The organism is Streptomyces sp. NBC_00523, from assembly GCF_036346615.1.
Classification (GTDB): Bacteria; Actinomycetota; Actinomycetes; order Streptomycetales; family Streptomycetaceae; genus Streptomyces.
The window spans coordinates 3,102,006-3,122,577 of record NZ_CP107836.1; the positions used below are offsets into that span (position 1 = coordinate 3,102,006).

The 20,572-nt window shown below is 71.5% G+C and carries 17 protein-coding genes and 1 tRNA gene; 11 read left to right on the forward strand and 7 right to left on the reverse strand.

Annotated features, from left to right (window positions below):
* Positions 1-277 precede the first annotated feature (277 nt).
* Positions 278-1,324 (forward strand): questin oxidase family protein, encoded by a 1,047-nt coding sequence (locus OHS17_RS13940; protein WP_330312441.1) that lies wholly within the window; start codon positions 278-280, stop codon positions 1,322-1,324.
* Positions 1,325-1,330: 6 nt separating this feature from the next.
* Here OHS17_RS13940 and OHS17_RS13945 read toward each other — a convergent pair whose 3' ends face one another.
* Positions 1,331-2,113, reverse strand: a complete 783-nt coding sequence (locus tag OHS17_RS13945; RefSeq protein WP_330312442.1) for a dioxygenase family protein — start codon at positions 2,111-2,113, stop codon at positions 1,331-1,333.
* A 135-nt stretch (positions 2,114-2,248) separates the two neighbouring features.
* On the opposite strand from OHS17_RS13945, the gene OHS17_RS13950 reads away from it, so the two are divergent.
* Positions 2,249-2,761, forward strand: coding sequence for a MarR family winged helix-turn-helix transcriptional regulator (locus OHS17_RS13950; protein ID WP_018104253.1), 513 nt, complete (start codon positions 2,249-2,251; stop codon positions 2,759-2,761).
* Positions 2,762-2,856: 95 nt separating this feature from the next.
* Here the strand turns inward: OHS17_RS13950 and OHS17_RS13955 are convergent, their stop codons facing one another.
* Positions 2,857-4,401 carry an MFS transporter gene (locus OHS17_RS13955; protein WP_330312443.1) on the reverse strand — a complete coding sequence of 515 codons (1,545 nt, stop codon included), beginning with the start codon at positions 4,399-4,401 and terminating at the stop codon, positions 2,857-2,859.
* A gap of 162 nt (positions 4,402-4,563) precedes the next feature.
* Positions 4,564-5,211, reverse strand: a complete 648-nt coding sequence (locus tag OHS17_RS13960) for a TetR/AcrR family transcriptional regulator (RefSeq protein WP_161212698.1) — start codon at positions 5,209-5,211, stop codon at positions 4,564-4,566.
* Positions 5,212-5,497: 286 nt separating this feature from the next.
* Here OHS17_RS13960 and OHS17_RS13965 point away from each other — a divergent pair, with 286 nt between their 5' ends.
* Positions 5,498-6,778 (forward strand): M6 family metalloprotease domain-containing protein, encoded by a 1,281-nt coding sequence (locus OHS17_RS13965; protein WP_330312444.1) that lies wholly within the window; start codon positions 5,498-5,500, stop codon positions 6,776-6,778.
* On the opposite strand, the gene OHS17_RS13970 is transcribed toward OHS17_RS13965, so the two are convergent.
* On the reverse strand, positions 6,775-7,269 hold the full coding sequence (locus OHS17_RS13970; protein WP_330312445.1) for a hypothetical protein: 495 nt from the start codon (positions 7,267-7,269) through the stop codon (positions 6,775-6,777). The genes OHS17_RS13965 and OHS17_RS13970 overlap by 4 nt on opposite strands.
* A 118-nt stretch (positions 7,270-7,387) precedes the next feature.
* Between OHS17_RS13970 and OHS17_RS13975 the strand changes: the two genes are divergently transcribed.
* From OHS17_RS13975 to OHS17_RS13985, 3 genes are all read left to right on the forward strand, one after another.
* Positions 7,388-7,460, forward strand: a tRNA-Arg gene (locus OHS17_RS13975).
* Positions 7,461-7,755: 295 nt separating this feature from the next.
* Positions 7,756-8,706: a hypothetical protein gene (locus OHS17_RS13980; RefSeq protein ID WP_330312446.1), complete on the forward strand. Its 951-nt coding sequence runs from the start codon at positions 7,756-7,758 to the stop codon at positions 8,704-8,706.
* A gap of 272 nt (positions 8,707-8,978) precedes the next feature.
* Complete coding sequence (locus OHS17_RS13985; RefSeq protein ID WP_330312447.1) at positions 8,979-9,794, forward strand: SAM-dependent methyltransferase; 816 nt, start codon at positions 8,979-8,981, stop codon at positions 9,792-9,794.
* 29 nt (positions 9,795-9,823) lie between these two features.
* Here the strand turns inward: OHS17_RS13985 and OHS17_RS13990 are convergent, their stop codons facing one another.
* Entirely contained in the window at positions 9,824-10,291 is a 468-nt protein-coding gene (locus OHS17_RS13990) for a hypothetical protein (RefSeq protein ID WP_330312448.1), read from the reverse strand.
* Positions 10,292-10,443: 152 nt separating this feature from the next.
* Between OHS17_RS13990 and OHS17_RS13995 the strand changes: the two genes are divergently transcribed.
* From OHS17_RS13995 to OHS17_RS14005, 3 genes are read left to right on the forward strand one after another with little or no spacing between them, the layout of a single operon-like run.
* The gene (locus OHS17_RS13995; RefSeq protein WP_330312449.1) at positions 10,444-12,549 is read left to right on the forward strand and encodes a restriction endonuclease; all 2,106 of its coding nucleotides are present in this window, start codon (positions 10,444-10,446) and stop codon (positions 12,547-12,549) included.
* Positions 12,550-12,599: 50 nt separating this feature from the next.
* On the forward strand, positions 12,600-13,472 hold the full coding sequence (locus OHS17_RS14000; RefSeq protein WP_330312450.1) for a GNAT family N-acetyltransferase: 873 nt from the start codon (positions 12,600-12,602) through the stop codon (positions 13,470-13,472).
* On the forward strand, positions 13,465-13,950 hold the full coding sequence (locus OHS17_RS14005) for a flavoprotein (RefSeq protein WP_330312451.1): 486 nt from the start codon (positions 13,465-13,467) through the stop codon (positions 13,948-13,950). The genes OHS17_RS14000 and OHS17_RS14005 overlap by 8 nt, the downstream gene beginning before the upstream one ends.
* A 47-nt stretch (positions 13,951-13,997) precedes the next feature.
* Here OHS17_RS14005 and OHS17_RS14010 read toward each other — a convergent pair whose 3' ends face one another.
* Complete coding sequence (locus OHS17_RS14010; RefSeq protein WP_330312452.1) at positions 13,998-15,824, reverse strand: MFS transporter; 1,827 nt, start codon at positions 15,822-15,824, stop codon at positions 13,998-14,000.
* Between the two features lie 199 nt (positions 15,825-16,023).
* Complete coding sequence (locus OHS17_RS14015; protein ID WP_330315251.1) at positions 16,024-18,429, reverse strand: D-alanyl-D-alanine carboxypeptidase; 2,406 nt, start codon at positions 18,427-18,429, stop codon at positions 16,024-16,026.
* Between the two features lie 194 nt (positions 18,430-18,623).
* Here OHS17_RS14015 and OHS17_RS14020 point away from each other — a divergent pair, with 194 nt between their 5' ends.
* Both OHS17_RS14020 and OHS17_RS14025 read left to right on the forward strand, forming a co-directional pair.
* Positions 18,624-19,346: a GOLPH3/VPS74 family protein gene (locus OHS17_RS14020; protein ID WP_073968696.1), complete on the forward strand. Its 723-nt coding sequence runs from the start codon at positions 18,624-18,626 to the stop codon at positions 19,344-19,346.
* A 214-nt stretch (positions 19,347-19,560) separates the two neighbouring features.
* Positions 19,561-20,418 (forward strand): helix-turn-helix domain-containing protein, encoded by an 858-nt coding sequence (locus OHS17_RS14025; RefSeq protein ID WP_026171672.1) that lies wholly within the window; start codon positions 19,561-19,563, stop codon positions 20,416-20,418.
* Positions 20,419-20,572 lie beyond the last annotated feature (154 nt).

Below are 20,572 nucleotides of genomic sequence, written 5' to 3' on the forward strand. Positions count from 1 at the left end.
AAATTTCGAGATCATGCAGTACCCTGTCCCGCCACCGGTGCGGGCGCATGCCACTGCCGGGCACGTTCGTGCAGGTCAGGCCGGGCACCCAGAGCGTTCCGGGGTCCCTCGTCACCCCCGTACCCCGGAAGACGCCGGCTACGGGTCACCGGTTGCCCGGACCGCCGTCCCGGGACCGGCGCCCGCGGGCCCCGGTCCGGAGTCCTAGGCCCCATGCCCGGGACCTTGGGACCGCAGTCCGTTACCGGGCGCGCACCGGGTGCATAGCGTCGCTGTCATGGACGAGACGACGCACCGCACCGCCCCCGACACCACCGGCACCCTCGACGAGGCCCTGGAGCGTCTGCACTCCTCCGGCCCCGAGCGCGAGGGCTGGCTGACCAATCACGCGCCCATGGCCGTGGAGGCCCTGGTCCGCAACGGCCAGGCGGCCACCGTGCACCGCTGGCTCGACCACTACCGGGCGAAGCTGGAGGACATGCCGGACCGTTTCGCCGAGGTCACCCCGGCGAACTGGCAGGAGGCCCTGGGCGACCCCCGCCGCATCGCCGACTGGGCGGCCTACTTCGAGCGGGAGACCGCCGACCGCCCCTGGCGCGACGTGCTCGCCGAGTGGTGGCCCCGGCTGCTCCCGGGCATCGCGGGCGGCTCCACGCACCCCGTGATCCGGCTCGGCCACAGCGTGCGCACCCTGCTGACCACCGAGGAGACCGGCCCCCGCGTCACGGAGATGGCGCACGCGCTCGGCTATTGGGCGGCCCGCCACCAGCCGCTGCCCCCGCTGACCCCGCTCGCCCCGGTCCGGACCGCCGGCGACGCGCTGGCCGCCGTACCCCGGGTGCCCGACCAGAGCGGCGGCATCCGGGCCCGGCTGGCCCAGATCACGGCCTTCCCGCAGTGGCAGGGCGCGGCCGCGACCGGCGCGGACGAGGCGCGCGCGGGGCTGGAGGAGCTGGTGGGGGCCGCGGTCCACCGCTATACGGAGTACGGGCACGGCAACCCGGTGATGCTGGTGCACGCGGCGACCGCGCCCAACGCCGTCCTGCGGACGCTGCCGGCGCTGCCGCGCGAGCTGTGGGTGCCGAGCGTGGGGGCGGCCTGGGCGGCGAGCGCGGCGGTGACCGCCGCGTACTCCCCCGCCGAGGCCGCCGTCCTCCCGGCCGGGTACGGGGCGTCGCTCACGGCCGGGGAGCTGTTCGAGCGGGCGGCTGCGCACGGCGACGACCACACCATCAAGTTCACGGACACCGCGCTGGACGTGGGCGACGCACCGGCCCTGGCGGCGGCGCTGCGCTCGGTGGAGCTGAACCCGCCGGTGCTCTGAGAACCTCTATCCGTACTGCACCGAGCGCTTCGCAAGCCCCATCCAGAAGCCGTCGATCACGCTGCGCCCCTGGCCGAGCTCCTGCTCGGCGGCGCCGAGGGTGACGAAGAGCGGGGCGAAGTGCTCGGTGCGCGGGTGTGCCAGGCGGCCCGCCGGGGACTTGTGCTCGAAGTCCAGGAGCGCGTCGATGTCCTGCGCCTGGAGCGCCCGGTTCCCCCAGTCGTCGAACTCCGCCGACCAGCCGGGGACGCCGCCGCCGGTGTGGCGCAGGGCGGCCAGGTTGTGCGTGAAGAAGCCGCTGCCGATGATCAGGACGCCCTCGTCGCGCAGCGGCGCCAGCTTGCGCCCGATGTCCATCAGCTTCTGCGGGTCGAGCGTCGGCAGGGAGATCTGGAGCACCGGAATATCGGCGTCCGGGAACATCTCGACCAGCGGGACGTACGCGCCGTGGTCGAGGCCGCGGTCCGGGATGTCCTGGACCGGCGTACCGGCGCCGCGCAGCAGTTTGCGGACGCTCTCGGCGAGCCGCGGGGCACCCGGGGCCGCGTACCTGACCTGGTAGTAGTGCTCCGGGAAGCCCCAGAAGTCGTACACCAGCGGAAGCGTCTCGGTGGCGCCGAGCGCGAGCGGGGCCTCCTCCCAGTGCGCGGACACCATGAGGACGGCGGTGGGGCGCGGGAGCTCCGCCGACCAGGCGGCCAGCTCGCCGGGCCAGACGGGGTCGTCGGCGAGCGGCGGGGCCCCGTGGGAGAGGTAGAGGGCGGGCATGCGCTCCGAGGTGATGGTCATGACACTCCCCAACTGCGGCTACTCAAGGTAATTCTTCTGTAGAGGGCTTCGACAGGAAGGATTCTTTAATCTTCAAGCTCCTACCTTCAGAGACCTTAGCTCTATCTAGTTCAACTTTCAAGAAAAGGTCGTACAGTGGAGTACATGACCACGGCATCAACCGGTGCGCCGCTCTGGCTCACCGACGAAGAACAATGCGTCTGGCGCGCGTATCTGCACGCCACCACGCTTCTGGAGGATCACCTCGACCGCCAGTTGCAGGCCGATGCCGGCATGCCGCACATCTACTACGGCCTGCTCGTCCAGCTCTCCCAGGCGCCCCGGCACCGGCTGCGGATGACCGAACTGGCCAGGAACGCCAAGATCACCCGCTCCCGCCTCTCCCACGCGGTCGCCCGGCTGGAGAAGAACGGCTGGGTCCGCCGCGAGGACTGCCCCTCCGACAAGCGCGGCCAGAACGCCGTCCTCACCGACGAGGGCCACGCGATGCTGCGCCGCTCGGCCCCCGGCCATGTGAAGGCCGTCCGCCAGGCGATGTTCGACCGCCTCACGCCCGAGCAGGTGCGCTCGCTCGGCGAGATCATGCAGGTCCTGGCGGCCGGACTCCAGCCGGAGGGCGCGGACGCCGACCTCCCCTGGCTGCGCTGAGCCCCCCGCCCCGACACACCTCTGCCCCGGTCCTCTCGCACGAGGGAACCGGGGCAGAAACGTATCCGCGCAGGCGGCGACGGGTCAGCGGGCGGTCAGTGGGCGACGACCGGGACCCGGAACTCGTCCTCGACGCCCTCCGCGTCACCGGAAGCGGAGCCTCCGGTGGTGCCCGCCGGGGCCGGACGGCCGGCGTTGACGAAGGTCAGCGCGATGGCGGCGGCCACCACCAGGATGCCGACGGCCCACCAGATGGCACCGGTGAAGCCGTGCACCATCGACTGGAGCTTCAGCAGCTCCGGGTTCTTGGCGCCGAGCGCGGCGTGCGAGGTGGCGTACGCCGTGGCGGCCGAGGCGGCGATCGTGTTCAGCAGGGCCGTACCGATCGCGCCGCCGACCTGCTGCGAGGTGTTGACCATCGCCGAGGCGACACCCGCGTCACGCGGCTCGACACCGTGCGTGGCGAGCGACATGGCCGGCATGAACGCCGTACCCATGCCCAGACCCAGCAGCAGCTGGCCGGGCAGGATGACGGCCGCGTACGAGGAGTTGATGTCCAGCTGGGTGAGCAGCAGCATGCCGACCGCGGCGGTCAGGAAGCCGGGGCCCATCAGCTTGCGGGCCGGGACCCGGGTCATCAGCCGGGCGCCGATCTGCGTGGAGCCGGTGATCATGCCCGCGATCATCGGCATGAAGGCGAAGCCGGTCTTGATCGGCGAGTAGCCCTGCACGACCTGGAGGTAGTACGTGAGGAAGAGGAACAGGCCGAACATCGCGATGACGGCCAGGCCCAGCGAGAGGTAGACGCCACCGCGGTTGCGGTCCATCACGACGCGCAGCGGGAGCAGCGGCGACTTGACCTTGGCCTCGGTGAGGACGAAGGCGAGCAGCAGGACACCGGCGGCGACGAACGAACCGACGGTCAGCGCGTCCGACCAGCCCGCGGACTCGGCGCGGGTGAACCCGTACACCAGCGAGACCAGACCCAGCGCGGACAGGACCACGCCCGGGATGTCGAGCGGCGAGCGGTTGCGGGTGCCGGCGGGCTCGCGGATGACGAAGTACGCACCGGCCGCGGCGACGATCGCGAAGGGGATGTTGACGAAGAAGGTCCAGCGCCAGTTCAGCGTCTGGGTCAGGAGACCGCCGAGGATCAGGCCGACGGCGCCACCGCCACCGGCGATCGCCCCGTAGATACCGAAGGCCTTGGCGCGCTCCTTGGCGTCGGTGAACATCACCGCGAGCAGCGAGAGCGCGGCCGGCGCGAGCAGCGCGCCGAAGACGCCCTGGAGGGCGCGGGAGCCGAACAGCATGCCCTGGTTCTGCGCCGCGCCACCGAGCGCGGAGGCCAGCGCGAAGCCGATCAGGCCCACCACGAAGGTGCGCTTGCGGCCCCAGAGGTCGGCGATGCGCCCGCCGAAGAGCAGCAGCCCGCCGAAGGCGAGGGCGTAGGCGGTGATGACCCACTGCTTGTTGGCGTCGGTGATGCCGAGGGCGGTCTGCGCGTGCGGCAGCGCGATGTTCACGATCGTGGCGTCGAGCACCACCATCAGCTGCGCGAGCGCGATGAAGGCCAGGGCCTTCCAGCGGCTGGGGTCGGGAAGTCGGAGATCGGGTGTTTTCGACAGGGAATTTGGCATGGGAGTGGCCACCTAGGAGCGCGCGAGGGCGCGAGAGATCGCGAACCGTGCGGTCCGCTGGTCGCGGGCACGGCCGAGGGCACGTATACGGACGGGAGGAGGTCGGGCTCAGGTCACAGAGGTCGGACTCGGATCACGGAGGTCAGGCGGGCGCGGATCACGTCACGTGCGGCGCCGCAGGTCCTCCAAGGTCGCCGCCGTTCCGGGGAGTACGGACCGGGCCGGGGCCTCCAGTCCGTCCAGGAACAGCTGGATGTGACGGTGGGTGAACCGGTCGATGTTCGGGCAGGCGATGCCCGGCAGCGGCCGGGTGAGCTGGGAGAGGGCGACCAGTACGTCACCGACGGCGATGTCGGTGCGCAGGCGCCCCGCGGACATGGCGCGCGCGACGAGCCCTTCGACGGCCTCTTCGAGGCGCCGGCGCTCGGCGAGCAGTTCGGGATGGTCCTTGTCGAAGCCGCCGGAGAGCATGGGGCACAGGGCCCCGATGCGTTCGTCGGCGGCCGCGTGGACGAAGCGGGTGAGCGCGTCGAAGGGGTCCGCTTCTTCGGCGGTGGCCTCCTCGGCGCGGTCGGTGGTACGGGAGGTGACCGCGAGCACGACCTCGTGGACGAGGGCGGCCCGGTCGGGGAAGTTCCGGTAGAGCGTCGCGTTGCCGACGCCGGCGCGGCGGGCGACCTCGTCCAGGGGCACGTCGGGCCCGAACTCCACGAACATCTCGCGCGCGGCCGTCACGATCCGCTCCCGGTTGCGCAGCGCGTCGGCCCTCGGCCTCGGCGTACGGGGCTGCGCGGGTGCGGTGGTGGCCACGGCGGTGCTCCTTGTCTTTCTTGACTTCCCTGGCGGTTCTCTCTGTGCGGTTCCGGCCGGAGAAACAACCGGGGACCGCTTCCCCGTTTCGCTGGGGACACGAGTGCAAACGGGGAAACCCTCCCCGGTTATTTCCCCGGACTTTGTGACCCGCGTCACGCACACCGCCACCGCCGGAAAACCAACCGAACGGCGCACCCAGCGAGCGGCCCGCGATCACCCGGCAGAGGCTGACGGCAGAGCGCAGCCGGGGTCGGCCGGCTGCCGCGGACCGGAAGGCGCCTCGATGCAGCAGCCCCGCCACCGGATACGCAAGCACCGCCGCCCGGTCGCCCTCGGCGCTGCAACGGCCCTGGTCATCGCGGCCCTGGCGACCGCGAGCAGCACCCTGCCCCTGCAGAGCCCCGCGTCGGCCGGCCCCGCCGCGACGGCCCCGCTGGCCACGGGGCTCGGCCCCTGCCGGATCCCGTCGGCCATGGGCGTACAGATGTCGGAGGGCATGCCGACGCAGCCCGGCTACGCGCGCTCCACCGGCCGCGTCCACGCGCTGAACCTGATGATCGACTTCCCGGACGCGGAGGGCACCGAGCCGGCCATGGACCGGCTGGCGGAATTCTTCCCGCAGACCACGGACTGGTTCCGGACGAGCTCGTACGGCCGCCTCACCTACATACCGGAGGCGCCGATCCGCTCGTGGCTGCGGATGCCGCTGCCCTTCGAGGAGTACGGAATCGAGCGGGGCTCCCCGTACGAGCCGGGCTACCGCCACCTGGTGCAGGACATCGTGGCGGCCGCGGACCCGAGGGTGGACTTCGACGAGTACGACCTGGTCAACATCCTGGTCACCCCGAACGCCGGGCCCTCCGCCCTGGACACCGTGCTCTCGGTGACCTTCTCGGGGAACGACGACGCCCCCATCGCGGACGGGGCGCCGCTGTCCAACACCTCATTCGTCTACAGCCGCCAGGACGACGGCTCCGGCTCGTACGCCCAGACCGGCTACCGGGTCCTGCCCCACGAGAACGGCCACGTCTTCGGGCTGCCCGACCTCTACACGATGGAGGGCGGCGGCTCGGTCGGGCACTGGGACATCATGTCCGAGGACTGGGGCGCCAACAACGACCTGCTCGGCTGGCACAAGTGGAAGCTCGGCTGGCTGGACAGCGACCAGGTGAGCTGCGCCGCCCGCCCCGGCACGACGGACCACGTCCTGAAGCCCCTGGCCACGCGGGGCGGCCTGAAGCTGGCCTTCGTCCCGCTGACCGCGGAGTCCGGCTACGCGGTGGAGGTCCGCACCCAGGCGGGCAACGACCAGGCGGTCTGCCGCCCCGGCGTCCTCATCTACAAGGTCAGCTCCGACGTGGACACGGGCCAGGGCCCGGTCTCGGTCTCCGACAGCACCAAGAACAGCCCCGGCTGCACCCGCCTCCCCAACGTCCACGCCGAACTCTCGGACGCCCCGTACCAACCGGGCGACACCTTCACGGACCGGGCCAACGGGATACGGATCTCGGTGCTGGAGAAGGACGAGAAGGGGGACTACCGGGTGCAGGTGACGCGGCCTTAGGGGGCGCCCCGGTCCTCCGGCCGCCGCTCCCTCACGATCTCGGCGAACCGCTCCACGATCGCCCCGGGCAGCTGCGGGACGGGCGCCTCGACCGCGGTGACCGCGAAGACCGGCGGCTCGTCGTCGGACGGTTCGAGCCGGGCCCGGGTGACCATGCCGTCCGGTGTCACGGCCCAGTACGCGCTGGGCGGCGCCTCGTCCGCGGGGAACAGCACGGTGGTCCCGGCGGCCTTCGCGAGGGTGGCGGCGACGTCCCGCTCGGGCGGCCGACCGGCGACGAAATCCTGTACGTAGACGTCGAGCGCCCGCGCCAGGTCCCCACGGAGGACGTCGTACGCGCAGAGGACGGCCGCCTCCCAGTCCCGCGCCTCCTGATCCCCGTCGGCGTGGGCGACGTCGACGTCCCGGACGGCGACATCCAGGACCGCGGCGAGCGCGCTCGCCATGACGGCAGGCGGGACGGGATCAACGGTCAACAGGTTGTACGCCACGCACGCTCCCCCTCACAGCCGACACCCCAACGATGCCCTCCCGCCCTTCCAAGATCCCCACGCCCCCCGACCCCCGTCCACCGAGCACACCACCCGCTACACTGGCGGCCACAACCATGCCTTCGTAGCTCAGGGGATAGAGCACCGCTCTCCTAAAGCGGGTGTCGCAGGTTCGAATCCTGCCGGGGGCACAGTGTCCGAACAGCGCGCTTGCCTCTATCGGGTGGGTGCGCTGTTCGTCGTAGCCGTGGCAGTGGCCATCAGCACGGCGAACACCGGCCTCATGCCCGTTCGGAGAGTCCGCATCCAACGGATCCGGCGTTCAAGGGCGGTACCGCCGATGGTCCTGTTCGGCCGCAGTGGCGTTGTCTCCACGGACTTCTTCACGTCCATCTCGACGCAGACCCGGTCCACGCAACGCGAGCGGTCGATCCCGCGTCTGGCAGGGAGAACAGCCAGGAACCACCTCCCTGAACGGAGCGCTCGGTGCTCATTGGACTCCTGACCGCCGTTGCGGCCTCGATCTGTTACGGCACGGGCTCCGTCCTCCAGGCGGTCGGCTCCCGCAAGTCGGCCCGCCGCGAGGCGGCCGCCGCCGGGCCTGCCACCGGACAGGTCACCGTGCATGGCGGCCCCAGTCTCTCCTCCACTGCCCAGGCCGCGATGACCTGGGAATTCATCGTCGGCACGGTCCTGGACTTCATCGGCTTCGGACTCGGCGCGCTCGCCGCCCGCCTGCTGCCGCTGTTCCTCTCCCAGACGGTCATCAGCGCCAACCTCGTCATCACGGCCGTCCTGAGCGTCAAGCTGCTCGGCATCCGGCTGACCCGGGCGGAGTGGACCTCGATCGCAGTCGTCTGCTCGGCGCTGGTGCTGCTCGCGAGCGCGGCGGGTTCCGAGGGCAGCGGGCACACGCCGATCACCACCCACTGGTGGCTCCTCACGATCTCACTGCTGCTGATGGCGGGCGGCACAGTTCTGGTCCGGATGCTCGGCGCCCGGGCCGCGATCCTGGCCGGTCTGTTCTCCGGTCTCGGCTTCGGCGCGTTGGGCGTGGGCGTGCGAGTGCTGAACGGGATCGATCCGTTCGCCCTGGCCGCGCTGCTCACCGACCCGGCCCTGTACGCCGTTCTGGTCGCCGGCATCGGCGGCATGTACCTGCACACCGTCGCGCTGCAGATCGGCTCGGTGAACGGGGCGACGGCGGCGCTGGTGGTCGGCGAGACCGTGCTGCCCGGCGTGATCGGCGTCTGGTGGCTGGGGGACGCCTCACGCCCCGGCTTCGCCTGGCCGGCGATGACCGGCTTCGTCCTGGCGGTCACGGGCGCGGTCGCGGTGGCCTGGTTCGGCGCGCCGCAGACCGCCGGGAGGGACGTCCCGGCCCCGACCGACACCCCCACCCAGAACCCGGCGCTTGCCCCAAACCGAGCCTCTTAGCATCGGGGACTGGCGCGGTGACCGCCGCCCCTTGTCCAGGTTCCGCCGCTTCGAGCATGTGATCGCCTGAGGGAGCGTCAAGCCCCTTCCCTTCCGGTTCGTGATCACCCGCTCCCCTCGGACTTCACGTCCGGAACCGTCCCTACGACGTGCGGGGGCAGACCGGAGTACCCCGGGAGCACGGGTGGGTTCGCACTGCGCAGTATGTTCAAATGGCGCTGGCCAGAACGTTGTTGTGTGAACCGAATGTGCCATCGCGCGAAGGAGATCGTGTGTCCCCCAACGGGTCGTTCGAGCAGGGAAAACCGCACCCGGCGCGCGTCTACGACAGCCTCCTCGGTGGCAAGGACAACTACCCGGTGGACCAGGCCGTCGCGGAGGGCATCGCCCAGCGCTGGCCGGAAATCCAGCGCAGTGCGCAGCAGAACCGGGCATGGATGGCGCGCGCCGTACGGCACATGGTGCAAGAAGGGGGCGTCACACAGTTCCTGGACATCGGCACCGGCATCCCCACCCGGCCCAACCTGCACGAGATCGCTCAGGGCATGGTGCCCTCGGCCCGGATCGTCTACGTGGACAACGACCCCGTGGTGCTGCGGCACGCCGAGGCGTTGCTCACCCCGATATCGCCCGAAGGCCGATCGACCTACCTGCAGGCCGACCTGCGTGACCCGCGCGCGGTACTGGAATCGCCCGAGGTGACCGGGACACTGGACATGACGCGTCCGGTGGGCCTGGTCCTGGCCGCGATCCTGCACTTCCTCGACGACGACGAGGACCCGGCGGGCGTCCTGCGGGTCCTCGTGGACGCCCTTCCGCCCGGCTCGTATGTCGCGTTGTCCCATGCCTGCGGTGACGCGGATCCCGTCAGGGCAGCGGAGGCATCGGCCTTCTACCGGCAGAACAAAGTCTCCAAGCCCGTGGTTCTGCGCACGCAGAAGCAGATCGAGGAATTCTTCACGGGACTGGAGCTGCTGGAACCGGGCGTCGTGACCGTCGACCGCTGGCATCCGGACGCATCGGTGCCCGAGGGGCCTGACGACATGGGGTTCCGTGGCGGCCTGGGCATCAAGCACGGAACTGCCTGAGGGCGAAAGCCGTCGCCGACCGATTCACCTCACGGGTCGACCCGGTCCACTCCGGAGCGGCGGCGGATCGCTTTCAGGAGGCGGCGCATGCCCACCGCGTGGCCGCCTGTCGTGATGATCAGGTGGCGGTACGTGGTGCCGGGCAGGCCGGGGAAGACGGCTCGGCTTTCTGCGCGTAGGCGGGAGCGGGTGGGGGTCAGCCCGTCCAGGCGGAACGTCAGGGTGTACGTCGAGAAGCGGTGGTGGCCCGACAGGGTCAGGTCGTGGGGGCGGGTGGCGGCCGTTACCCGGAAGCCGGGGAGGGTCGAGCCCTCCGTCAGGGGGCGGGGGCCGGAGGCCGTACGGTCGGTGGCGGCGACCAGGCGGGCGTAGGCGGTCGCGCCCCGGCCCGCGAAGGAGTGGTCCAGGGTGTCGCTCAGGGCTTGCCAGACGGCCTCGGCCGGGGCCTCGATGACCGTCTCGTGCTCGTCGATGTACGGCAACGGGGCGATCGGCATCAGAGCCTCCATGAGGTCCACGTGAAGGATGAGGTCATCCTCGCACCCTCGACTTCCCCAACTTCCCCCCAAACCCTGCCGACTTCATGGGCCCCAGGTCCGTTGCGCATTAAAGTTGCGGCCATCACTGCTGTGGGGAGGGCCTGGGCGGGATGAGTCGTCGCTCCAATGGGTTGGTTGCCGTATGGGCCGAGGCGCAGCGGCAGCAGCAGCGCCAGCAGGAGGCGCAAGCCCGGTATCAGCGGGATCAGGAGCGGGCGCAGCGGGCGTATCAGCGCGAGGTCGCCCGAAGTCAGCGCGAGCAGAAGGCCGCCTACCGGGAGCAGCGTGAGGCCGAGGCGCGTCGGCGTACGCGGGAGCTGGATGCCCGGGTCGAGGCGTTGCAGGGACTGCTGGCGGCCGGGTGCCGGGCTCCGGCGTTCCGGGCGTCGGCGCTGACGCGGGCGGAGGCGGTCGAGCCTTTCGCGCCCGGGCCGCTGGCGCATCCCGTCCCCATGCCCGACCCCGCACGGTACGAGCCACAGGGCGGCGGGTGGACCGCCGGGCGGCGGGCCCAGGCGCAGGCCGAGGCGCGGGCCAGGTTCGAGCGGGACTGGCAGGCCGCGCAGGCGGCCGAGGCGCAGCGGCAGGCGCAGTTCGCGGGCTACCAGCGGCAGTACCGGCAGTGGGCGGACGCGCAGTTGGCGGAGATCCGGGGTCACAACGCCGGGATCGCCGAGATGACCGCCGGACTGCGCTCCGGGGACGCCGAGGCGGCCGTCGAGTACTTCTCCGCCGCGCTCTACGCCTCCACCGGCTGGCCCGACGAGCTGCCCCGGCAGGTGGCGGCGGCGTACGACTCGGGCGCGCGGCAGCTGGTGCTCAACTGGGAGCTGCCCCGGTACGACGTCGTCCCCGAGGCGAAGTCCGTGCGGTACATGATCAACGCGGACCAGGAGAAGGAGTCGCCCCGGCCGGTCACGCAGCGCCGGGCGCTGTACCGGGACGTGCTCGCCCAGTGCCTGCTGCTCGTCCTGCGCGATCTCTTCGCCGCCGACGAGTTCGGCGCCCTGGAGTCCGTCGCGCTGAACGGCTTCGTGGACGACCACGACCCGGCGACCGGGCGGCGGATGCCCATGTTCCTCGGCACGGTCATGGCGACGCGGGCGGACTTCGCCGGGCTGCACCTGGAGCAGGTGAACGCGGTGAACTGCCTGGTGGACGGGTTGCGCGGGCAGCTGTCCACGCGCCCCGACCAGTACGCCGCGGTGCGGCCCGGGCGGGTCCCCGAGGACGTCGGCAACGGGGTCGTGACGCACGGCGGCGACGAGGAGCCCGACCTGTACGAGATGGACCCGCTCGCCTTCGAGGCGCTGGTCGCCGAGCTCTTCCGGGCCATGGGCATGCAGGCCGTCACCACGCAGCGTTCCAACGACGGGGGCGTCGACGTCGACGCGCTGGACCCGGCCCCGATCCGCGGCGGCAAGATCGTCGTCCAGGTGAAGCGCTACCGCAACACGGTGCCGCCGACGGCGGTCCGCGATCTGTACGGGACGGTCCAGGACGCCGGTGCCAACAAGGGCGTCCTGGTCACCACCTCCAAGTTCGGCCCCGGCTCGCACACCTTCGCCAACGGCAAGCCGCTGGAGCTGGTCCCGGGCTCCGAACTGGTCGACCTGCTGCACCGGCACGGGCTGCGGGGGCGGCTGGGCGGCGGCGAGCCATCGGTCCCGGCCCAGCGGACGGCACCGGAAGGCCGCGACGACGACAGCCGCGACGACGACAGCCGGAACGACGTCCACAACGTGCTCGGCATGTACTGGTCCGGCTCCGTCGCCCTGGACGTCTGCGCCCTCGTCTGCCAGGGCACCCGCGTGCTGGACGACGACCACTTCGTGTTCTTCAACAACCCGCGTACACCGGACGGTTCGGTCCGCGCGCTGATCCCCGTCGCGCCCGACAAGGCCGCGATCCAGGTCGCCTTCGACGCGCTCCCGGCGCGTGCGGACCGGCTGGTGATCATCGCGGCGATCGACCCCGTCGCCAACCCCGACGCCGATCTGTCCGGCTTCACCGACGCCGGGATCCGACTGCTCGACGCCGAACGCACCCCGCTCGACCAGCTGGACGTCTCGGACGGCCGGCCCGGCGAGACCGCGCTCGTCCTGGGCTCGTTCCGCCGACGGGCCAACGGGGACTGGGAGTTCGTCACCGGCGGCAAGGGATACCGGGGCGGCCTTGAGGAGTTGGTGACGGAGTACGGGATCGACGTCGAGTAGGCAGCGGAAAAGGGCAGGCGCTCCCCTCCCCCGGCACGGGAGGATGTGCCATGGATACCTCGACTTGGCGTGGCCTTCCCGATGTTGATTCCTTCCTCGCCCGCGCCGGGGACTTCCTGCGGTCCCGGCCCGCTCTGCACACCGTGACCCTGACCGTGTGCGAAGGGCTGCGCGCGCAGGGGTCGCAGGCGTACGGGGACGGGGCGCCCGTCTTCGGGGTGCTGGAGCGGAACGGTGAGGTGCGCGCCGCGTACTTCCGGACCCCGCCCTACCGGCTGATCGTCACGCCCCTCACGCCCGAGGATGCCGGTTCGCTGGCCGGGCACCTGCATGCCAGGGGCGGCCCCGTCCCAGGGGTCAACGCGGACGACGCGACCGCCGCCGCGTTCGCCGAGGCCTGGCGGGTGCGTACGGGGGCGGCGCCCCTGCTCCACGAGCGGCTGCGGCTCTACCGGCTCGGGGAGCTGCGGTGGCCGGATCCGGCGCCGGAGGGGCGCGGCCGGGTCGCGGAGGCGCGGGACCGGGAGCTGGTCGCGGGGTGGTACGTGGAGTTCGTGCGGGCCATCGACGGCTTCGGCCACCGGCACCCCGGGGCCTGGGCCGACACGCGGATCGCCGGCCGCCGGGTCGTCCTCTGGGAGACCCCGGACGGTGTCCCCGTCTCCATGGCGGCGCTCACGCCCCAGGTCGCCGGGCAGATCCGGGTCGCCCCGGTCTACACCCCGGCCGAGCTGCGGGGCCGGGGTTACGGGGCCGCCGCGACCGCCCACGCCTCCCGGACCGCGCTCGCCGAGGGCGCGGCGGAGGTGCTGCTCTTCGCGGACCTGGCCAACCCCACCAGCAACGGCGTGTACCAGCGCGTCGGCTTCCGGCCCGTGACGGACTTCGCGGTGTACGACCTGGCGGGAGCGGTGGATGGCTGAGCGACCGGTCGTCCATCTCGTGGGCTGCGGCTCGCGGCCCACCGGGGGTCTGCCCGCCTTCGCCACCGCGCTCGAAGACGCCGGGTGGGCCCCGTACCTCGTCCCCACCCCCGTGGGGCTCCGGTTCCTTGGCGCCGGGCAGGCGGTGCACAGCGAGTCCGACCCGGACGCCCCGGTGGAGCTGCCGCAGGCGGACGCGGTCGTCGTCGCGCCCGCCACGTACAACACGGTCGTGAAGCTCGCCGCGGGCATCGCGGACACGCTGGCGCTCTCGGTGGCCGCCGACGCGATCGGCGGCGGTGCACCGGTGATCGTCGTGCCGTGGACCAACGGCAGGCTCGCCGCGCACCCGGTGTTCGCGCCCGCCCTGGAGACCCTGCGGGGATGGGGCGTCCGCGTCCTGCCCGCGGATCAGGCCGAGCCGTTCCCGTGGGCGGCGGTACGGGAGGCGCTGGTCAGCGCCCGGCCCCGACGGTGAGGTGGTCCGGCCGGCCGGTCAGCGGCGACAAGCCGGTCCGGCGGCCGTCACCGCAGTTCGTCCGGGCACGGTGTCCCCGGCGGGAGCTGGTACGGGGCGCCCAGGCGGTACGTGCCGGGGCGTGGGGCGAGGAGTTCCGTCCACTCGTCGCCGTCCTCGTCCTCGTCCATCTTGATCAGGCAGCCGTGCTCGTTGACGAAGGTCTTCGGGGTGCTCTCGTCCGCCCGCTGCTTGGACGCCTCGGTCTCCTGGGGGCGTTCCACGCCGTTGCCGTCCTCGTCCACGACGGCGAGCCAGCGCGAGTAGGGGACGCGGATCAGGACCCGGCCCGCCTTCTTGACGTGGATCGTCAGCTCGCCCTCGCCCGCGCGCTCCACCGTGGCGGGCGGGTCGGCCAGCGGGACGGGGCTGTCCACCTCGAAAAGCCGCCAGTCCTTGTTGGACCAGATCAGCTTCAGGTAGGAGAGACCCTTGCCGACGAGCTCGGCCTCCTTGCGGGCGCCGCTGTAATCGGGGTCGCCCTGCGGCAGCACCACGTAATGCACCGCCCAGCGGTCGAGCCACTGGCGGTAGTTGATGGGGTCCAGGGTGTCGTCGTAGAAGAGCGGATTCCGCTTCATGTCGGCCTGGCGGTTCCAGCCCCGGGCCAGGTTGACCGAGCGCGGGAGCGCGGACGCCTCGCGGTGGCTGCTCGGCGGGACGACCTCGACCCGGCCGCGTTCGGCCCCGACCTTCTGGAGCTGGTCGACGAGGGGGGCCAGCGAGCGGGTCCAGGAGGCGGTGGGGGCAGTCCTCACGATGTCGTCCACGCCCTTGAAGCCGATCCAGACGTTCAGCGAGACGAACGCGATGACCAGCGCGTACCAGCGTTGCGAGCGGGGCCTGGTGTACGGGAGGGCTGCCAGCAGGACGACTCCCGCGTACAGCATCGCCATCCGCGAGACGTTGGAGCCGATCTGCGAGTCGACCACGTACGTCGCCAGCGTGCCGATCCCGTACACCGCCGATGCCACCCGGACGGTCTTCCAGTCGGACGGTACGAGGAAGAAGACGAGCCACGCGAAGATGAACGGCCCGGAGAGCGTCGCGACCGACATCGGCTGGGTGCCGGAGAACGGGAACAGCCAGGCGGACAGCGCGACCACCACGACCGGGGCGAGCCCCAGGGCGTACGCGCCGGGGCGCCGCTTGTTCAGGAACAGGGCGGCCGCGACGACGCCGAGGAAGAGTCCCGCGACCGGGCTGCCGGCCGTCGCGAGCCCGGCGAGCGGCGCGGCGACGGCCGCCTTCGCCCACCGCTTGTAGCGCCACCGGTACGGCCAGCAGAACACGGCCGCCGCCGCGCCGACGGCGAACATCATGCCGAGCCCGAACGTCACCCGGCCCGACAGCGCGTTGCACAGGTACGCGAAGACGCCCGCCATCGAGCAGGCCAGGGGGTTACGGACCGCCTTGACCCGGTACAGGATCAGCGAGGTGAGCCCGGCCGAGACCGTGCCGGCGATCATCATCGTCGTCCGCACGCCGAGCAGGGACATCAGATACGGCGAGACGACGCTGTACGAGACGGGGTGCATGCCCCCGTACCAGGCGAGGTTGTACGCCGTGCCCGGGTGCCGGCCGACGAACTCGGCCCAGGCGTCCTGGGCGGCGATGTCGCCGCCGCTGTTGGCGAAGAAGAGGAACCACAGGATGTGGGCGACCGCGGCGACCGCGGTCGTCAGCAGGACCGGGTGGCGCAGGCAGCGCTGCTTCAGGCCGTCGAACCGTCCCGGCGTCCGAGGGGTGTCCTCGCCGTCGCTCGGGAGCTCCGCCTGCGCGGGGTCCGCGCCGGCGGTGTCGGCGTCCGCCCGTGTCGGCTCGGCAGTGGTCACTGCGTCTCTCCCCGTCCCTTCCCGGACGCGTGGTGTCGGCCGGCTCTCCTGCTCGGGTCTCATGGGCCGAAAGACGCGCTCCGGGGTCCGCGCGTTGCCCCCGGGACGCTAACACGCGGGGCCTTTCCGGCGTACGGGAAGGGCGTCGCGCCCGGAGGGGGTGCGGGGCGGCCCCGGGGGGCGCCCCGCACCGCGGTTCTCAGCCGATGCGGGTCAGCTTCTGGCCGAAGGTCGGGTCGGACAGGTCCTGCTTGAGGGCGACGGGCGCGCTGACCTTGCCGGTGCCGGTGCCCACGGTCACCACACCCACCTCGGTGCCCGCCTTCATGCTGCGCGAGATCTTCTTGCCGTTGCCCTGGACGGAGAGCTCCACCTCGAGCCCCGGCCAGCCCTTCGCCTTCAGGTCGGCGGTCGCGACCAGCGGCGTACGGCCGCCGAATCCGTCGTCCACGTAACCGACGACGTCGCCCTTGTGGACCACCTTGGCGGAGGTCACGGCGGCCTGGGCGGCCTCGATCAGCTTGAGGCTGTTGTCCAGCGACTTCACGAGGCTGTCGTACGGCTGGCCCGTGCCCGCCTGCTGGCCCATGACCGCGCCGTATATCCACAGCTTCTTGCCGTCCACCACGGTGTTGGCGGACCAGATCAGGTTGCCGCCGGCCGGCGTGGACGAACCGGTCTTGATCCCGCTCACCCCGGGCTTCAGCAGGAGGGTGTTGTTGTTGTAGATCGTCGTGTCGATGCCGTCGATCTTGATCTGCGGAGTGTCGACGATCTCGCGGAACACCTCGTTCGCCATGACGGCGCGGGCCAGCTTGAGCTGGTCGTCGGCGGTGGACACGGTCGTCTTCTTCAGACCGCTCGGGTCCGTGTACGTGGTGTGGGTCATGCCGAGCTTCTTCGCCTCGTCGTTCATCTTCGTGACGAAGGCGGCCTCGGAGGAGGAGTCCCAGCGCGCGAACAGCCGGGCCGCGTTGTTGCCCGACGGGATCATCAGCAGCTGCAGCATCTGCTTCTCGGTGAACTGCTGGCCCTTGCTGATCGGCGCCGTGGACTCGTCCTCTGCCTTGGACTCGTCCTCGGCCTGCTGGTCCACGGTGATCTTCTCCCCCTCGTCCTTGCCCTTGAGGGGGTGGCCCTGGAGGATCACGTACGCCGTCATGATCTTGGCGACGCTGGCGATCGGCGCGGGCTTCTGCGCCCCGGACGAACCGAGCGAGCCGACGCCGTCCACGGTGACCGCCGACTGCCCCTGCGACGGCCAGTCGAGCTTCAGCCCGCCGCCCCCGAAGGTGTACGTCTCCTCGGCGGTCATCGTCAGCTCCGGGTCCGGGAGCGGGCGCACCATCTGCGCGATCGCAAACACGAGGAGGAGCAGGAGGACCAGCGGTGTCCAGATCTTGACCCTGCGCACCGCGTTGCGGACCGGGGTCTCCGGCGGCGGCGGGGTGTTCGTCAGCTCGGCGAGCAGGTCGAGCGGCGGCTTCGGCGGCATCGGCTGCTGCCGGGTGCGCTCGGCACCGCTGAGGGCCGCGGGCGGCCCGGCGACGGGGCTCTCGGGCTTGCGCGGCGCGGGCGCCTGGCGTACGTCGTCGGCGCGCAGCGGTACGAACTGGCTGGTCCGCTCGGTGAGCGACTCGGTCTCGGCGGCGACGGGCTGCCCCGACGGCGACCTGGTGATCTTCAGCGCGGTGGTCGGCTGGTCGACCTTGGGCAGCCGGGGGGCCTTGAAGACGGCGGTGGGCTGATCGACGGGCGCGTCCGCGTCGGCGACGGGCGCCTTCTTCGCCTCGGCGGCGGGCGGCTTCTCGTCCGGGGCGTCGTCGTCGCCCGGGGTCTCCGCCTCGTCGGGCTCGACGGTGGCCGATTCGCTCCTGCCGGTAGCCGGCTCGTCGTCGGCCGGTTCCTTCGCGTCGGCGACGGGCGCCTTCGGCTCGGCGGCGGGCTCGGACTCCGGCTCGGGCTCGGCGGCGGGCTCCGGCTCCGGCTTCGCGGAGGCTTCCGGCTTCTCGTCCGGCTCGGTCTCGGGCTCGGCGTCCGGCTTCTCGCCGCGGGAAGCGGTGTCGCGGGGCTGCTCCGGGGCGTCTGCCTCGTCGGTGTCCTTCTCGCCGTCATCGGCGGTCGAGACCCAGGCGGCCACGGCCGCCCGGAGGCGCGCGTCGCCCTCCTCGGCCTGAGCGGCCTCCGGCTCGGCGTCGACCTCCGGCGCATCAGCCTCCGCGTCCTCAGCGGTCTCCGCCGCCTCGGGAGCGCCCGAAGCCGCCTCGGGGGCGTTCGGAGCGTTCTCCGCGTCCCCAGCGGCCGTCAGAGCGCTCTCAGCGCCCTCGGGAGCCGCATCCGCGCCCTCGTCCGGGCCCTCCGCAGGGCTCGCATCGCTCTCGGCGGCCTCCGGGGCGTCGCCGGACTCCCCGGCGGCATCGCGGGGCGCCGGGCCCTCACCCGTACCGGCAGAGCCGGAATCCGTACCGGCAGAGCCGGCATCCGCACGCGCCGAGCCGGAATCCGGTTCGGGTTCACGGAAGACACCGAGACGCGGATCGCGCTCGTTGCGAGTCGTTCCCGACGACTGCTGCTGCTCCGACTTGTCGGGGGACTCGCCCGCCACCGATGCCTCCTCCATGCGGCGCGGGGAACCACCCGCGCTGTCCGAACCATCTACCAGTGTCCCGTGTGAACCCTTGGCCGGGCTGCTAGACGAGAACGACATACCTACTGGTTCCCGTACAAAGCCACCAGGCACCCTCGACAGGAAGATGTGAGAGGGGTCACCCTGTCATTCATCCACGCGGGGAGGCATGGATGGGCAGGAGCCGCAGAACAATTCCGGAGGAGCTTCTGCTGCTCGCTCTGGACCCGACCACGGGTACCACAGCGCAGCCGCAGTCGCTCGACCTCGGCCTCGCCGGAGCCCAGCTAGTGGAGCTGGCCCTGGCAGGACGGATAGCCCCAGACGGGGATCGTATCGCCGTGGTGATGCCACGGCCGACAGGAGATCCGACCCTGGACTCCGCACTGGAACTGCTGCGCAGGCGTGGCAGTCCGGTACGGGCGGTCCACTGGATCGGCGGACCCCGGCTGGGGCTCCGCCAGATTTACCTCGCTCATCTGGAGCGGTGCGGCATGGTGCATGCCGTCGAAGGCCAGATGTGCGGAGTGCTGCCGACGACTCGCTACCAGGCGACGGACACGGCGATCAGCCGGGACATCAGGGCCAGGCTGGACAGTGCGATCCGCACCGGCGTACCGCCGGACCCGCGGACCGCGGCGCTCGCCGCACTGGCCCACGCGGTCGGACTCGGCAAGCACCTGTATCCCGGGAACGAGGGGCGTTCATCGCGCTCCCGGCTCCGGGACCTGATCAGGCACGACCCGATGGGCGGCCTCGTGGCGCATGCCGTGATGGACGTACAGAACGGGGCGGTCGCACAGCCGCGCCGCGCTCAGGCGGCCGGCGTCCCGTTGCAACCGCAAGTGCCGTCGCCCTCACGGCGCGGCAGCATGGCGCACACCGCGGCCCACTAGGGCCGCGTCCGCACCACGCACGTCAACAACCGAACACCGCCGAACCGTTGTCATCCAGACCCGGTCCGGGAGCCGCACCGAGGCGCGGGGCAGTCGATACCACCGACTGCCCCGCGCCGCTGTGTGTGGGCGTTTCCCAGCGCGGCCGGGTCCGGGGGTGGCAATCTGCTCAGCAGTAGATACGCACAGCTACATAGCCGGAGGTGCCGTTTCCGTGCCGTCCAACGTCAATCCCACCGTCAGGCGACGCCGGTTGGGTCAGGAATTGCGCCGACTGCGCGAGGTCAAGGGAATGACCGCCGAGGAGGTGGCGGAGCGGCTGCTGGTCTCGCAGTCGAAAATCAGCCGCCTGGAGAACGGCCGCCGTTCCATCAGCCAGCGTGACGTCCGCGATCTCTGCGGGGTGTACGAGGTCGAGGACCGCCGCGTGGTCGAATCGCTGATGCAGATGGCCAAGGACTCGCGCCAGCAGGGCTGGTGGCACGCGTTCGGAGACATCCCGTACAGCGTGTACATCGGTCTGGAGACCGACGCCGCGTCCCTGCGGGTGTACGAGTCGCTGATCGTCCCGGGCCTGTTGCAGACGCGGGAGTACGCGCAGGCGGCGATCGAGGGGATGTGGCCGGAGGCGACGCCCACCGAGATCGACAAGCGCATCCAGATCCGCCTGAAGCGCCAGGACCGGCTGACCGATCCGGTCGAACCGCTGCGGTTCTGGGCCGTGATCGACGAGGCCGTGCTGCGCCGCGTCGTGGGCAACCCGCAGATCATGGCGGACCAGTTGAGGCACCTGGCGGAGCTGAGCCAGCTGCCGCACGTGACGCTCCAGGTCCTGCCGTACACCGTCGGGGCGCACCCGGGGATGTACGGGAGCTACACGATCCTCGAATTCCAGGAGGACATGGACGCGAGCGTCGTCTATCTCGAAGGCATCACCAGCGACCTGTATCTCGAAAAGGCGCCCGACGTTCAGAGTTATGCCGTGATGTACGAGCACCTGCGCGCGAAGGCACTCAGCGCGGAGCAGTCCCGGGCGTACATCCTCCAGGCGGCGGAGAACTGCGGAGCGTGACGATTTCCGCGCCCGCCACGGGACTTCCCGGGGTCGGCGCGGAAGGTACACCTCCGTCAGGTTGTGCCGGAAGACCGCCAAGGCGCAAGTCATCCGAACGAGTGAACGCCACTCACGGCCGATGATGTTGCGGCGTAGCGTCCTCACAAGTCGC